Below are 15,199 nucleotides of genomic sequence, written 5' to 3'. Positions count from 1 at the left end.
TTATTAGTGAGAAGACTCCTTTACCCAGCTAAGGAATGACTTCTGTAGAATGGTTTCCTTGTTAATTGATGCAAGTGTAATGTGTAAAAATATTTTAAGCTTCTTTTTTTAATGAATAGTGTGTATAATAAGATGATAAAGCAATAAAGTGTATGCTGAAAAGAGGTCTCTTATGAAAAAATTTGCACTCGGCGTTTTTTGTTTCAGTCTTTTTATCACGGTCGTTGGCCTTTTTTTACAAACGATTTTGATCCCTATTCAAGATTTTGACACAATCAGTCAAGAAGAACTTAAGAATATCCAACTTGACCTTGCTATTAATTATCCGTTAGGAATTGGTATGCTCTATGTCGGACTTCCTTTGTTAGTATGCTCGAGTGGTTATTTGGTTTATTGTTATTTTAAAAATAAATTGCGTATGTGATAAATATTTTTGTAAAGAAAGCAGGTCTGAATAGCTATGAACAATCACGAAAAGAATAGAAAACAACGTTCGACTAATAATCTATCGAGTAATTTCTTTAACGTAATGAATACAAAATCAGATCTATCACAAAGCGGATCACCAATACCTTTTCAAAGTGGTGACTTTTCATCAGTTGATCGCAACGTTCATCCTTCAAAAACAGTAACTGAGTTGCTTTGTTTCTATTCAGTAGGGAGTATCATTGCGGCAATTGGGTGTTATTTGTATATTAAACTGCCCTTATTTGCGAATTTACTGGAGAACACGATTTTATCTTTTGCTATTACTTTTGGCATTATCGCCCTAAGCTTTATTATGTCTCATTTTATAACGAAGGTACTTACTGCTCATATAAGAAAAAATTGAAGTAAACAAACAACCAATATCAAACAAATTGTGAGGATAAATAGATGTATTCAAATTACCAGAAGTTGCCGCACTATTTAAAAAAGTGGTATGTATTGTCTTATATTCTACCATTGATTCTTCTTTTATTTATTAATGGCTGGACAGAATGGTTAACGTTTCCTATAGCAGTAGGAATCCTATTTATTCTTTATGGAATAAGTTGTTTTTTTGCTACCAAGGCGTCTTATGGTAAAAAAAAATGGTTTGTTTTAGATGGTATCACTTTTGGGATTGCGTTGATCGGTCTTTTTATCATTTTCAATTAATAGATAGAAAAGATGGGTTTTTTATGCAGGAACAATTGGGGGAATCTCTTGCTTACATGTTGTCTATCCTTGTGCTGTGTTGGAAGCTGTTATGTTCATTTAAAGATTACTATTTCTTGACGATAGCCATAAGCGTAAAATAAATCTATGGTACCGTAGAAATGTGCGTAGAACTTCTAAAGTTTGATTGGCTGAAGCTAATTTGAGAGGCCAGATAAGCGTCTTAGGCATGTTGTTTTGTACAGTTCTTATCTACGGATGTCTGTCCTTCGTCATTTTTTAGGTCATCATTTAGGTTCCACTGCTAAATATGAAAAGCAACTCCTTGTTCAAAGATGACCCACTGGCCCTATTTCCAAGAACATTGTCATACTGACAAAGAAAAGTGACGACATACAATTCAGTAAGAACTAATACAAGTCCGCTTCCTTTTGCAATGTGAGCGGACTTGTATTGGTTTTCTTCAATAAAAACCTATTAGTTTTCAGTATCTAGCATCCGCTCCATAAACCATTCCACTTGTTGGGGGGCATCGTGGTCAAAGAATGCGGACTCTTTTTTATCTAAAGCGGCTATTTTTTCAATGTCTTCTTGGGAAAGCTCAAAGTCAAAAATAGCAATGTTTTCAGCCATCCGTTCTGGACGAACTGTTTTTGCTAAAGCGACAATCCCTCTTTGCATCAACCAGCGAAGAACAACTTGGCCAACCGTTTTGCCATATTGCTTGCCAATTTCTGCTAATGTCGGATTGGTAAATAGGTCATGGCGTCCTTCTGCAAAAGGTGCCCAAGCTTCAACTTGGACGTCATATTTATCATGCCATTCCTGATCTTCCACTCGTTGATTCCAAGGGTTCACTTCGATTTGATTGATTTGAGGTTTCACCTCATTCAAGCCGACAAACTCGATCATCTTAGCTGATTTGAAATTTGAAACGCCAATTGCACGTAATTTCCCTGTTTTTTGAGCAGCAACCATGGAGCGCCAAGCACCATAAATATCTCCATATGGTTGGTGAATAAGGTAAAGATCGAGGTAAGTTAATCCCATTGTTTCAAGCGAAAGTTCAATCGTTTCTTTCGCTTTATCTTCGGAAGCTTGGAGAATAAATAATTTAGAGGTAACAAAAAGTTCTTCTCGAGTGACTAGACCTTCAGTGATGGCGCGCTTGATTCCCTCGCCTGTTTCTGTTTCATTTCCATAAATAGAAGCGGTGTCGATCAGTCGATACCCAGCTTTGATTGCTTGGTAAACAGCTTCTGCTGTTTCTTCCAAAGGAATTTGATAAACGCCAAATCCTAGTTGCGGCATGGTGACACCATTATTGAGTGTGATTGTTTGCATAATGTTTCCTCCTCTAATTTTCATTGCATGTTCTATCCTAAACCTTGGAGTTAAGTCCATAGCAAGTGAAAGATGTTACTTTTTTCGTTCCCATAATTTTTCCACTTTATCAGGGGGCATATTTCCTGCTCTAAATTTTGCGATATGCTCATCATACGTTTCTATCTTATAAATAAGTAGGTCTCTTACTTCCTGCATTGCTGCTAACTTTTTCTCTAATTCTTCGAGTTGATCGGCTAAAATCTGTTTCTGAGCTGTTTCGACGTTTTGACTTTCACGTACTTGTGCCAATTGAGCAAATTCAATTAGGGATTCGATCGACAATCCTGCATTTCGTAAATGTTTTGCTAAATAGATCCAGTTTAGATCATTTGTTGTGTACACCCGATAGCCACTCTCATTGCGTTGGACAGGTGGAATCACACCGACTCGTTCATAATAGCGCAATGTGTCTACGCTCAAATCAAACATTTCCGCTGCTTTTTTTATATTCATCGTTGGTTCTCCTTATCTTTTCTATAAGTAATCATAAACCCTGAAGTGGACTCTAGGGCAAGTGGTTTAAAATCGTTTGTTTAAAAGAATATATTTTGTTCGTTATGGCGACTATTCGGGAAGAAAAAGCTACAAGTATTTTTATTTCAACAGAATGATTTGAGAAATTATCAATATTGAAAGCTCCTTTTTTAGTATGTTTCAAAGCAAGTCATACTCTCTTAGAATTGATTGTTTCGTTATCTATTTGAGCGCGGCAGTTTTTATCCATAGATTTTAAATAAATCCGTCTCATGTTATGATGATGATGAAAATTTTTAACTTGGATCAAGGAAACAATCGGTTCTTGTTATGCAAAACGAAAATAAGCTGATGAGAGTGTGACTATTCATGAATATAAAAGAAGTAAGTAGTATGAATCAAAAGCTAGAGCAACAATTAATTGAAGTTTGGGAGAGTTCTGTTAAGGCCACTCACACCTTTTTGTCAGAGGCCGAAATCCAAGCCATTAAGCAATACATTCCAGAGGCATTGCATCATGTGCCGCATTTGATTGTCGTAGAAAGTGAGCAAGGAGAGCCAGCTGGCTTCATGGGGATCTCGGATCGAAATCTTGAAATGCTTTTTATAGCAAATGAACAAAGAGGCAAGGGACTAGGAAGAAAACTCTTGGCGTACGGGATGGAAAACTATTCTGTAAATGAACTGGGAGTAAATGAACAGAATCCTCAGGCGAAAGGATTTTATGAGCATATGGGATTTGAGGTATACAAAAGAAGCGAGTTAGACGAACAAGGAAACCCTTATCCAATTCTGTATATGAAGAAAGTTGATAACAAGTAGCTGTTAAAAATTATTTGCGTTTGCGGGAACTATGTAAGAAGGGGTCGAGACATATATAGCTAGTCACGACCCCTTCTTTGATTGCTATTATCCTTATTAATAAGTAAAGTAAGGATCAAATGATTTTCTCTTAACTAGCTTTCTCTTCTTTTTTTATCTCTTCTTTTTTCTGATTTGAAAATGGTGTATCAGTCTCTTCAGGTAAGATGATTGGTGGATGATGGGAATGCTGATTACTTCCACACATGGTGATGATTTGTTCTTTTGAAGCTTCAGAGATTACTTTCATTGTATACCTCTCCTTTCTTTTATATTTCCAGATGACATAAGGTAGGCCTATATCATCTAAATTCATGATTTATTTAACTGAATTAGCTCATCAAATGAACCTAGAAATTCCTGATTTGTTGAGTGAGTAACGACAATGATTATTTTATCTGTAAGTGAGCAGATTAAGTCACTGATAATCATCTCGTTTATACTGTCTAGACCAGATGTTGGTTCGTCAAAAAGAATAACATCGGAATCTTTAAAGATTGCCCGAGCAATCTCAAGCCGTCTAAGCTCGCCGCCAGAAAGAAAGTTTATCCATGTATTATCTTGCGTATCGGTTAAATCATTGTTATCAAAACGATCATCTAATCCACTTCGTTTTAAAACATCAACGATTTTTTCAAGTTCGTATTCACTAAAAATAGAAACGTTGTAAGCAATACTCGTCTGGAAGATAGCAGTTTTTTGTTGGACAAGTGCAACTTTCTCATAAAGGGAGTCTCTAGATAGCTGATTCATCTCTTGCTGGTCAACCAATACTTGATGATCGTCGATAGGGTAAATTCCCGCTAAAATATTCAATAGTGTCGACTTCCCGCTACCGCTTGCGCCAGTGATAGCATATTTTTTTCCACGCTCAAATGTTTGAGTAAAACCATTGAAAATCAAACGATTTCCATGATGGAAATGCAGATTTTCAATCGATAAAGTATTTATTGGTTCTGCAAGTTCAAGTGAGCGATTGGGCTCATCATCATCGGTACCATCAATGAAAGCTATAAGATCGTCCGCGACCTTCTTGCTCGCTAAAATATCTGTAACTGAAGTACTGAAATACTCTAACGGACCGGCAATCGTACTCATTAGTGTAGTCATCGCAATAAGATCGGGAATGGTGATTATTTTGGCAGCAACAAAGAAACCACCAACGATCCATGTCCCTGAATAGGCAAGATCCCCAAGTCCAAAAGAAATTGCATAAGTCAGTCCTTGTAAGGTTTCAAAAGTGATACTTTCCTTTTTTAATCGTTCACTACTGTTAGTAAAAATTTTCGTATATGTTGGAAAACCTTTGCCGACACGTAAGGTCAGGTATCCTGAGAGAAGTTGGTCAAATAAACTAAGAGTACGATCTTGCTCCAGAACAACGGACTTGCGACGATCACTAAGGATTCGCTTAGCGAAATAAGGGGCTAGCAAAGGACTAAAAGCTAAGAGCAGCATAATCAATGAAAAAGAAGTGTTTAATTTTAGTGTGAATAAAAGAGAGAATAGAAAGGTAAAAATGCTTAAAATCAGTCCAAATCCGGGCTTTAAAAATTCTAATTCAACGACTTTCATTTCATTTGCCAACTTTGAGAGATACTCGTTTTTCTCATTTTTAAGAAATAGTGCCGGATTCATTCGAACGATTTTCTGCGAGAGACTCTCTCTCAGTTGATTCATTATTGATTGAACTAAGACGGATTTACTTCTTCTTGGAATAAAATCGCTCATCGTGTTCAATAAGATGTAAAAGAAGGCGAATATACCAATAAATAAAAGTCTTTTTACATCTCCTGACATAGCAACCTCGGTGATTTGTCTATACACCAAAGCAACCCCAACTTGAATGAGCGCTGCAATTGCGCATAAAATCACATGCAAAAAGAAAAGTGAGCGGTTTCTTTTTAATATTTTTTTCATTCTCTCCCTCCTATGTAAAAACTATATCACAAATTAAAAAAAAATTGAAATATTATTTTGTGAAATGTATAATTATTGAAAAAGGGGGGTTAGGTGATGCGTTTTTCACGGTATGTCGATATCATTGAGAACGGTAACGAGACTATTCTTTGCAATACATTAACGCAAGAAATAGTTACTATTGATTCAAAAAAAATGAAAAGTAAAACGGAGATTTCGAGCGAAATAAGTGAAGATGAACGAAAATATTTATTTGAAAATGGATTTATACACGGTGATTTGGAAAGTTATAAACAGAAAACAATCAATTTAAAGAGAGACTTAGTTACTATCACTATAAATATCACAGAAGATTGCAACTTTTCGTGTACTTATTGTTACCAGAATGATTTCCTTTCTAAAAATGTTATTACTGATCAGACGATAAATAATATAATGCAATACATTTTAGACATTGCTCAGCTAGGCGTTCGGAGACTATATATCTATTTTTTCGGGGGCGAGCCACTTCTTTATAAAAAAAGAATTCTCGCAATTAAAAGTAAGATTGATCAAATTGCGTCAGAGAAATCACTCTCAATTTCTTATGGTTTAGGAACAAACGCCTATCTACTCACTCCAGATTTTATAAATCATTTTGATTCTTTAATTGTCGATACTACACTAACATCTAGAAAAGATCATGATAGAAATAGATCTCTTAAGAGTGGAAGCGGAACGTATGATAAGATTTTTGAAAATCTAGCGGTAGCATCTAAGAGCGGACGTGTTAAAATCCATATTGGTTATAATACATCTGATAAAAATACAGAAGAGTTTCAGTCTTTTCTCGTTACGATCCGCCAAAGTGATATCAAAGCCCATATCAATTGCTATTACATTAATAACTATGAGTTTAATGAAAATTATTTCAATGCATTATCCTATGAAAAATATCTAAAGTGGGTATCTTCAACTGCAATTGATCATCTAATTGAAAACGGTTTCCTGGTGAATATCTCTCCATTTTCTTCGTATCGCTTTGAGTGCGATGCGTATAATCCTTGGTCTGTAAAGTTTTTCTCTGATGGATCTATAGGGTTATGTAATGCAACAAATTTTTATGAACGTAGAATAATAAAAAGTTTTACAGAATCATCTTCTTTTGCAGAAGATGTTCAATATAGCCTTTATGACCAAAAGAGTGTTCTTCCGAAAAGCAACAATCAGTGTAATTCATGTGAATTAATTGCAGTGTGTCGAGGAAAGGTACAGTGTGATACTTCATGTAACCCCAACTATTCAATTGATAGAGAAACATTCATACGTTCTTTTGTAAAGCATACAAATCTAGGTAACAGGAAATTTTTTACCCAATTTAATTAGGAGTGATTTTATGAAATTATCGCAATATACGATTGTTGAAGAAGTGGATAATGAAATACTTTTGTACAATTCGGTATACTCTGCTATCGTTTTACTAACTCAAAGCGAGTTCCATGATCTACAGAGTTTTATTAATAACGATAACTTGGAGAAAACAGAATTATTCTCTTATTTAGAAAATCAAAATATCATTGTTTCCGATGAGATTGATGAAGAAGCAAGATTAGTGTCTGTGGCAAATGAAAAACGATATAATCCTAGTCAAGTAACTTTCACAATTGCCCCTACGATGAACTGTAATTTCTCCTGTTTTTATTGTTACGAGCAAGGGTTTAGACAACATACTATGACTACTGAAACTGCTAAGAAAACAGCCGAGTTTATTCTTAAAAATGTATTACCCCATCAGTCATTGAAAGTAATTTGGTATGGAGGAGAGCCTTTGATGGGATTGAACTCTATTAAAGTTATAAGTGAAATAATAATGAAAAACGAAAAAAAATATAAAAATTTCAACGCAGAAATTGTATCCAATGGTTATTTGCTAACAGAAAAAGTTGCACAACTTTTAAAAAGTTATCACGTTAATTATGCTCAAATTACTCTGGATGGGGATCAGATAAATCATGATTCTAGAAGATGTTTAACAAATGGGAAAGGGACATTTGCAAGAATATTACAGAATATAGTTAAAACTCTAAAATATATTCCAGTAACTGTAAGAGTAAATATAGATAGGGAGAATAATCATGAAGATGTTATTCGTTTGATGAACTCGCTGGATAATTTTAATTTACTTAAGAAAGTTGGCTTTTATCTTGCGCCGGTAGAGGATTTTGATACCTACAAAACACCCACATGTTATACATCCCAAGAGTTTTCGAAAGAAGAAATAATGGTTTATAAAAGTCTTTTGGAAAGAGGGATAAATATTGTTGCCATACCACGGACAACGATTGGGTTCTGCGAAGCTATCAATCGAGACGACTATGTAATCGACCCTAATGGATTTTTATATAAATGCTGGGTTCATATTGGTAAAACGATTGGACGAGTAGGAGATATCTATACAGGAATACAATTGAACAGTGTGCATAAAACATTTACAGAGTACAAATTTTTTTCGAAAGCGAAATGTTCAAGTTGTAAAGTTCAACCTTTGTGTTTAGGAGGCTGTCCGTTAATTCGAATGAATACAGGTGAGTCGAAGTGCGTTAGCTATAAGTACAATATTGAAGAGCATATAAAAATGGCTTCGGCAAGACTAATATAATCTGGTGGAATATTTTTGCTTCAGAAGATTGATAAGGTCTTCTTAAAAAAATAGCTTAGTTAAATAAGGTTACTATGTTACATTGTGAATAGAATCTATACTTACTTATGAAAATAGAAAGCGTAACTCAATTTTCTCATTCATATTGTAATAAATGATTTCTCATATTAAAATTTTTATAAGAAAACTAAATAGTGAGCAAAGCTCACCTCAAGCAGCCTCCGAAACTGTTTTTCGGGGGCTGCTTGAGGTTTGGGGGCTTAGCTAGCTAAGCAATGCTCGATCACTAAAAAATGATCAAAACAGAATAGGCAATTTTTTTGTTTTCGATCAAAAAATTTTGTTCATTTTATCAAGCAGAGGATGGCACAAGTAAGTAGAAAGTAGGTAGTGGCTATTTTTTGTGTTCAGGATGGGGAAGTAGATTTGTCTAGGATACGCGTGAGGATAAACGTTTGAGGATCATTTGTTTTTGACTTACCTATGTGCCATCACTGCGGAAACCCTGTGGATGAAGGCGTCGTGTACAACACCAGATACTCGGCTGAGAGCTAAGGACGGTTGATAGCCCGTGGCTGACATGCTTTTTCTAACCGTAAAGTCGTAGCGGCTAAAGAGCTACAGCGCTGAGAAAGATGACTGCCCCGTGCGGTTTTGGGTGTTTTTTGAACCCTACAAGCTGCTATTGCTCCTCGCCTATTCGTCGCAAGCTTGGAAGGTCTTCTCAGAAAATGCCCGTCAGCTGTAAGCAAGCTGTCTTTTGCATCAGGAAGCATCAGCGTTCCGACGAATCTTTGTGACCTAGTAGGCGCCCACTCATTTTGGGCAACTTCTATCCGAGAAAACATTGCGTTAGAAGTATGTCTGTCCGTCCTTTCCAGATAAAAGTCAGCTGAAAGAGGGCTGATACTTAACAAAACGGCAGTTAGGACGACCACAAGCGCTCTCAAAAAAACTCAGTCCTTTCTTTTCAATGGTCATTGTTCTTATCTGCACTTCATGATAGCACCGAAACGCGAATTATTTTTCGCGTTTTTTTGTTTTTAAAATAAAAAATTAGGTATTCGCTTTTTTGGGTTAAATGGTATACCTGAGATGGAATAAAAATAATAAAAGAAAGGACAGGATTTACAATGAAGAAAACATCATTAGTTGCAGGTTTCGTTTTAGGTGTAGGCGTTTTGTTTACTCTAGGTGCATGCTCAACAGTGGAAGAATCAGGGGAAGTGGTCTCTGGGTCTGGAACGGAAACGTTGATCAGCGATTCGTCAGATGAAGTAGTTGTGGGAAGTGAAAAATTGAGTGATGACGGGTATTTTGAAGAAATCGTAACTAAGGGAATCGATCCGAAAATCAAAGACGTCGTTTGGTATGAAACGAATTATGAAAATGCTGGTTGGGATCACATTCGCTTTTTAGTGGATCATGTAAAAATCGTGAATGTAGAAGCGTTCAAACACAAAGACAAAGAATACAAAACATTGCTCTCACTGAAATATCAATTGTTTAATGAAGATTCGAAAGACAAAAAAATCAAACCTGACAAAGCCTATTTGGTGTTGAATGATGGCAAAAAAGTAGAAGCGGAAGTGTTTGTGGACTACTTAGATGATGAGATTTTGACCCATGACAAACATAAAGATGGCTTTATTCATTTTAAAGTGGCGCAAGAACAAAGTTTGCCAGCGATCAAAGCGGTCGAAATCGAATTTAAAGCAGATGGAGATTTGACACATACGTACCATATTGATCTATCTTCCGCTGCTGAAAAATAGTATCTAACGATAGGAGGTAAAAAAAATGGATACTAGCAAGAAAAAACTATCATTGTTGAGTTTTTTTGCAATAACTGCTTCAATGGTGATGACGGTATATGAGTATCCAACCTTTGCGACATCGAAGATGAATTTAGTTTTTTATTTACTCGTCGGCGGTTTCCTCTGGTTTATCCCTGTAGCCCTTTGCTCTGCGGAGATGGCTACTGTAAAGGGATGGGAAAAAGGGGGACTCTATACCTGGGTCTCAAAAACATTAGGGAGAAAATGGGGCTTTGCTGCCATTTTCTTCCAATGGTTCCAAATCACGGTAGGCTTTATTACGATGATTTACTTTATTGTCGGGGCGCTTTCCTATGCCCTAAATTGGCCGGCTCTTAATACGAATGTTTGGCTGAAGCTGATTGCCACTTTAGTGATCTTTTGGCTGATTACGATCTCGCAATTTGGCGGAACAAAAAATACTGCGAAGATTGCCAAAGTAGGGTTCTTTGTGGGGATCGTCGCAACAGGGATCATTCTTTTTATCTTAGGAATTGTCTACATTGCTCAAGGGAACCCCGTCAAAGTTTCTTTTGGATCAGGCGCTTGGATTCCTGATTTCACGAAAATCAATACGCTGGTCGTTTTTGTTTCCTTTATTTTGGCCTATGCAGGGGTTGAATCTTCTGCCAGTCACGTAAAAGATATGGACAATCCTGGAAAGAATTACCCGAAAGCTATTTTGATTTTAGTTGTAGCAACGATTCTTTTGGATACGTTAGGTGGGGCAACGGTGGCTGCCACGATTCCCCAAAATCAATTGTCTCTTGATACTGGCGTGATTCAAGCCTATTCTTATTTGATCCATCATTTTGGCGGCGGAGAATGGCTGGTTCGTTTGATTGCCGTGGTCATCTGTTTAGGTGTCATTGCAGAAATTGCTGCTTGGGTGGTCGGCCCATCGACGGCGATGCTTGAAGCAGCTGAAAATGGCTTGCTACCAAAACAAATGGCCAAAGTCAATCAACACAATGTTCCAATCAATATCGTATTGGTACAAGGCATTATTGTTTCCATTTGGGCGGTTGTCTTGACATTAGGCGGTGGAGGCGCCAATCTATCCTTCTTCGTTGCGATGGCTTTGACGGTCTGCATCTATCTGGTGGCTTATGTCCTCTTGTTTCTTTCCTATATTAAATTAGTCAAAGAAAAAGACGACTTAACAAGAACGTATCATATTCCTGGTGGGAAAAATGTGAAAATTGGTGTTGCGATGGTTGGTTTGCTTGTTTCTATTTTTTCTTTCTTTATTTCCTTCTTTCCACCGAGCGATATCGGCTCCGGAAAGGGCGGAACCTATTTAGCCATCTTGATCATCAGTTGGCTGATTATTGTCGTGATACCGTTTATCATCTATAAATATGTAGGTGAAAAAGCAAGCGATAAAAAATAAAAAGCACAACCTATGAGGAGGAGAGCTGCATGTTATTTAGTAAAAAAAATCGAAAAGAAGCCCAATATTTGGAGCCTATCTATGGGAATGAGGCAATGGATCAAGCGATCCCTATGTACAAATTACCAAAAGAGTCCTTGGTACCGCGGGATGCCTATGAATTAGTCAAAGATCAATTGATCGATGAAGGGGTCTCAAGACAAAATTTGGCGACGTTTTGTCAAACCTACATGGAACCAGAAGCAGTCAAAATCATGAGTGAAACCCTTGATAAAAACGCCATCGATAAAACCGAGTACCCACGGACAGCAGAAATTGAAAACCGCTGTGTCAATATGATCGCTGATTTATGGCATGCCCCAGAAGCGTCCGATTTTATCGGTACATCAACGGTAGGCTCAAGTGAAGCGTGTATGCTAGGTGGATTGGCCTTAAAATTTGCTTGGCGCAATCGGGCAAAAAAACTTGGCTTAGATATCAATAAACAAAAACCAAACTTAGTGATTTCTTCTGCCTATCAAGTCGTTTGGGAAAAATTCTGTGTCTACTGGGACATTGAAATGCGGACGATCCCTATCGATGAAGAACATGGCAGCATCAATGTCGATAAGGTCACGGACTATTTAGATGAATATACGATCGGAGTCGTCGGTATTTTAGGGATCACTTACACTGGACGATACGATGATATCAAAGCACTAGATAAGAAATTAGAGGAATACAACAAACACACCGACTACAAAGTCTACATCCACGTGGATGCGGCTAGTGGTGGATTGTACACACCATTTATGGAACCAGAACTTGAATGGGATTTCCGTTTGAAAAACGTTCGTTCCATCAGTACGTCTGGACACAAATATGGGTTAGTCTATCCTGGTATCGGTTGGGTGCTTTGGAAAGAAAAAGATTTCTTACCAGAAGAGCTGGTCTTTAAAGTAAGTTATCTTGGCGGTGAAATGCCAACGATGGCCATCAACTTTTCAAGAAGTGCCAGCCAAATCATCGGACAATATTACACCTTTATCCGTAATGGGTTTGAAGGCTACCGCTTGATCCACAAAAAGACCAGTGATGTTGCTCAATATTTAGCAAAAGAGATTGAAAACATGGGTTACTTCGATATTTATAATGATGGTTCACGGTTGCCGATCGTCTGCTACAAATTAAAAGAAGATGCCGATATTTCTTGGAATCTGTATGATTTGACGGATGAATTTGCGATGAAAGGCTGGCAAGTCCCTACCTATCCATTACCTGATAATCTATCACATATCAATATCCAACGCTTTGTCTGTCGGGCAGATTTAAGTATGCAAATGGCAATGGATCTGGTGCAAGACATGAAAGAAGGAATCGAGCGCTTGAACAAGCGACCAAGCCGTCATGTTTCATCCGATCAAACCTATGGCTTTTCACATTAAGAAACGGTATCGCTAGAAACCCTTTCATTGCTTTTTTCAATGAATAAAAAGTCCCTTTATGAAACGTTTTTTGCAAGACTGAATGAACATTGGTTTATAGAAAAATCAAAGGCGGTTGCATCGACTGCCTTTGATTTTTTTGTTTGTAAGAACGGGTAAGCACTTGATAGTGTCTTTTTTAAGAGTAAGTAAAAAAATGGCGCTTGATAATTTCATTTATTGACATTTCTGGCTTGTGATAGTATTAATTATTATGGTCTAAATATATTTTTTTAGAGAAGAACGTTTTACATAAACAAAAAGGAAATCTTAGAACGTTGTCGTGAGGGAATTCTTAGGGAAATTCGTCTTGCATCGAGGGTTTTTGTTTGTCAGTCACGGTTTGTTGGGGAGTAAGTGAAGGAAAAGTATGTGTAGAAAGGGCCTGTTTTTACTGCGCTTGTTTGTTTCATGAGTAACGTACTGCTATCTTTTTCTGTAAATTGGTTGTAACTATTCTGAATGAATATAGATTTACACTGGAGGAAAAACAGTCATGTATAAAGAAGACTTACTGGATAAGGACTTGAAATTAGAGTATATCTTGCTCAAATTTTTGTATTTATCGACCGGTCATATCAAAAAAAGTGATGCGTGTCGGGAATTAGATATTACGATGCCGACCTTGACGAAATTATCAGAGAGCCTTCAACGGCAACTAAAAAATGAGAAGGTCTCATTTATCATCAATCGTTATACGTTGGAACTGAAAGTAACCGATAGTGTCTCACTGGATGATTTGACCGACACGCTATTGAAAAAATCTGCTAAATATCAAATCATCCATTATTTGTTTCAACATGCAGGCTATGATGCCTTCGTCTTGGCTGATGAATTAAACATAAGTGTGGGGACCCTCAATCGATTGATTGCTGAGTGCAATCAGTTGTTGCAGCATTTTGAATTAAAGATCAGAAACAAAAAACTAGTTGGAACGATGACACAACGCATTTATTTTTACTATAATTTTTTCAAAATGGGTGCAACAACGATCGATTCTGTTTTGATCGATGACCTGGTTGCGGAGTTAGCGAAAAAAATAACCTTATCGATTGCCCAACAAAAGCAGCTGAAGATGTGGTTGTATGTGATTATGAAAAAAGTCACGTCTCACACGACCTTGGGAAGTTTAAGTCCGGAAGAACAAACCAAAATCGAGCGTTGCCAAGAGATGCCCCTCTGTCACTTTATTCGACAGATCTATGCTTCTAAAAAATGTATCTGCTCAGTAGATGAAGCGAAGATCGTGCCATTCTTTATCTGTCTCTTCCTCATTACGGTGGGCGGGATTCCTTACGAGGAACTTCGCTTAGGACTGTACACTAATAAAAATCCCGTCTTTGAGATCACCGATGAAGTCATGGCAGCAATCCAGTCCATTTATCGTCTTGATGCCTCGCATACGACGATCGACATCAAAGCCAATGTCTTTTCCTTAATCGCACAAGTTTATTACTTTCATGGAGTGAATTATTCCATCGATCGAGTCACGCTAAATTATTACCACAAAATGTTTCATAATTCCTTGCGAGATCAAGTGATCTCAGACATTCTGGAACACATTATTGCACCGACCAACTTGTTTACGCCTACGAAACTCAACTATCTCAAGAAACGCCTAGTCTTTTTAATTTATATGTTATCACCTAAAGAAGAATATCGGGTACGGATCGGGGTCTTAAATATGTGCTCCAGTCTTTTGGCGGATGCTTCGATTTACTTGTTAAAAAATGAACTAAAAGGCAAGCAAAATGTTGTTGTTTTACCCTATACTCCGGACGAGACATTTGACTTGTTGATTTCCAATGCCAATCTCCCCCAATTAGGGAACAATTATGACCAATTTTATCAAGTGACCGCCATTGGTGCCGATTTAGATGTCAATCAGGTTTCTGCGATCGTCGATCAAATTGCTTATTCTAAATATCATTCTTTTGTGGTGTGAGCCATCACTTGTTAGTTAAAAAGCAGCGAGTCAACGGATAGGTGATTCGCTGCTTTTTCAATTATCTGCGAAGTAGGGAAAGGAAAAGGCGCTTGAATTGCTCTTGTCATTGATGCCGAGATGAAAACAGAGTCAGTCAAGCGGCTTTCTGCTAGATAAATG

The 15,199-nt window shown here is 37.2% G+C and carries 12 protein-coding genes; 8 read left to right on the top strand and 4 right to left on the bottom strand.

Going from position 1 to position 15,199, the window contains the following annotated elements; genetic code table 11:
• Positions 1 to 172 precede the first annotated feature (172 nt).
• Positions 173 to 424, top strand: coding sequence for a hypothetical protein (locus ENLAB_RS08115; RefSeq protein WP_244353378.1), 252 nt, complete (start codon positions 173 to 175; stop codon positions 422 to 424).
• 1,193 nt (positions 425 to 1,617) lie between these two features.
• Here the strand turns inward: ENLAB_RS08115 and ENLAB_RS08110 are convergent.
• Both ENLAB_RS08110 and ENLAB_RS08105 read right to left on the bottom strand, forming a co-directional pair.
• Positions 1,618 to 2,484, bottom strand: coding sequence for an aldo/keto reductase (locus ENLAB_RS08110; protein WP_244353376.1), 867 nt, complete (start codon positions 2,482 to 2,484; stop codon positions 1,618 to 1,620).
• Between the two features lie 75 nt (positions 2,485 to 2,559).
• Complete coding sequence (locus ENLAB_RS08105; RefSeq protein ID WP_244353375.1) at positions 2,560 to 2,979, bottom strand: MerR family transcriptional regulator; 420 nt, start codon at positions 2,977 to 2,979, stop codon at positions 2,560 to 2,562.
• Positions 2,980 to 3,369: 390 nt separating this feature from the next.
• On the opposite strand from ENLAB_RS08105, the gene ENLAB_RS08100 reads away from it, so the two are divergent.
• Positions 3,370 to 3,822, top strand: a complete 453-nt coding sequence (locus ENLAB_RS08100; protein WP_244353374.1) for a GNAT family N-acetyltransferase — start codon at positions 3,370 to 3,372, stop codon at positions 3,820 to 3,822.
• A gap of 130 nt (positions 3,823 to 3,952) precedes the next feature.
• Here the strand turns inward: ENLAB_RS08100 and ENLAB_RS08095 are convergent, their stop codons facing one another.
• Positions 3,953 to 4,111, bottom strand: a complete 159-nt coding sequence (locus tag ENLAB_RS08095) for a hypothetical protein (protein ID WP_008380281.1) — start codon at positions 4,109 to 4,111, stop codon at positions 3,953 to 3,955.
• Positions 4,112 to 4,173: 62 nt separating this feature from the next.
• On the bottom strand, positions 4,174 to 5,781 hold the full coding sequence (locus ENLAB_RS08090) for an ATP-binding cassette domain-containing protein (RefSeq protein ID WP_244353373.1): 1,608 nt from the start codon (positions 5,779 to 5,781) through the stop codon (positions 4,174 to 4,176).
• Positions 5,782 to 5,877: 96 nt separating this feature from the next.
• Between ENLAB_RS08090 and ENLAB_RS08085 the strand changes: the two genes are divergently transcribed.
• From ENLAB_RS08085 to ENLAB_RS08060, 6 genes are all read left to right on the top strand, one after another.
• Entirely contained in the window at positions 5,878 to 7,146 is a 1,269-nt protein-coding gene (locus ENLAB_RS08085) for a radical SAM protein (protein WP_142425244.1), read from the top strand.
• A 10-nt stretch (positions 7,147 to 7,156) separates the two neighbouring features.
• Positions 7,157 to 8,419 carry a radical SAM/SPASM domain-containing protein gene (locus tag ENLAB_RS08080; protein ID WP_244353372.1) on the top strand — a complete coding sequence of 421 codons (1,263 nt, stop codon included), beginning with the start codon at positions 7,157 to 7,159 and terminating at the stop codon, positions 8,417 to 8,419.
• Positions 8,420 to 9,552: 1,133 nt separating this feature from the next.
• The gene (locus ENLAB_RS08075; RefSeq protein ID WP_244353371.1) at positions 9,553 to 10,194 is read left to right on the top strand and encodes a hypothetical protein; all 642 of its coding nucleotides are present in this window, start codon (positions 9,553 to 9,555) and stop codon (positions 10,192 to 10,194) included.
• A gap of 25 nt (positions 10,195 to 10,219) precedes the next feature.
• Positions 10,220 to 11,629: an amino acid permease gene (locus ENLAB_RS08070; RefSeq protein WP_244353369.1), complete on the top strand. Its 1,410-nt coding sequence runs from the start codon at positions 10,220 to 10,222 to the stop codon at positions 11,627 to 11,629.
• A 29-nt stretch (positions 11,630 to 11,658) separates the two neighbouring features.
• Positions 11,659 to 13,053 carry a glutamate decarboxylase gene (gad, locus tag ENLAB_RS08065; RefSeq protein ID WP_220426970.1) on the top strand — a complete coding sequence of 465 codons (1,395 nt, stop codon included), beginning with the start codon at positions 11,659 to 11,661 and terminating at the stop codon, positions 13,051 to 13,053.
• A 535-nt stretch (positions 13,054 to 13,588) separates the two neighbouring features.
• Positions 13,589 to 15,037 (top strand): helix-turn-helix domain-containing protein, encoded by a 1,449-nt coding sequence (locus ENLAB_RS08060; RefSeq protein WP_244353367.1) that lies wholly within the window; start codon positions 13,589 to 13,591, stop codon positions 15,035 to 15,037.
• Positions 15,038 to 15,199 lie beyond the last annotated feature (162 nt).

The organism is Enterococcus innesii, from assembly GCF_022846515.1.
GTDB classification, from domain to species: domain Bacteria; phylum Bacillota; class Bacilli; order Lactobacillales; family Enterococcaceae; genus Enterococcus_D; species Enterococcus_D innesii.
This window is presented reverse-complemented; position numbering and strand designations above follow the sequence as displayed.

Coding starts and splice junctions, on each gene's coding strand:
- ENLAB_RS08105 (WP_244353375.1), bottom strand. CDS start 2,979: ATGAATATAAAAAAAGCAGCGGAAATGTTTGATTTGAGCGTAGACACA.
- gad (WP_220426970.1), top strand. CDS start 11,659: ATGTTATTTAGTAAAAAAAATCGAAAAGAAGCCCAATATTTGGAGCCT.
- ENLAB_RS08085 (WP_142425244.1), top strand. CDS start 5,878: ATGCGTTTTTCACGGTATGTCGATATCATTGAGAACGGTAACGAGACT.
- ENLAB_RS08075 (WP_244353371.1), top strand. CDS start 9,553: ATGAAGAAAACATCATTAGTTGCAGGTTTCGTTTTAGGTGTAGGCGTT.
- ENLAB_RS08070 (WP_244353369.1), top strand. CDS start 10,220: ATGGATACTAGCAAGAAAAAACTATCATTGTTGAGTTTTTTTGCAATA.
- ENLAB_RS08060 (WP_244353367.1), top strand. CDS start 13,589: ATGTATAAAGAAGACTTACTGGATAAGGACTTGAAATTAGAGTATATC.
- ENLAB_RS08110 (WP_244353376.1), bottom strand. CDS start 2,484: ATGCAAACAATCACACTCAATAATGGTGTCACCATGCCGCAACTAGGA.
- ENLAB_RS08095 (WP_008380281.1), bottom strand. CDS start 4,111: ATGAAAGTAATCTCTGAAGCTTCAAAAGAACAAATCATCACCATGTGT.
- ENLAB_RS08100 (WP_244353374.1), top strand. CDS start 3,370: ATGAATATAAAAGAAGTAAGTAGTATGAATCAAAAGCTAGAGCAACAA.
- ENLAB_RS08115 (WP_244353378.1), top strand. CDS start 173: ATGAAAAAATTTGCACTCGGCGTTTTTTGTTTCAGTCTTTTTATCACG.
- ENLAB_RS08090 (WP_244353373.1), bottom strand. CDS start 5,781: ATGAAAAAAATATTAAAAAGAAACCGCTCACTTTTCTTTTTGCATGTG.
- ENLAB_RS08080 (WP_244353372.1), top strand. CDS start 7,157: ATGAAATTATCGCAATATACGATTGTTGAAGAAGTGGATAATGAAATA.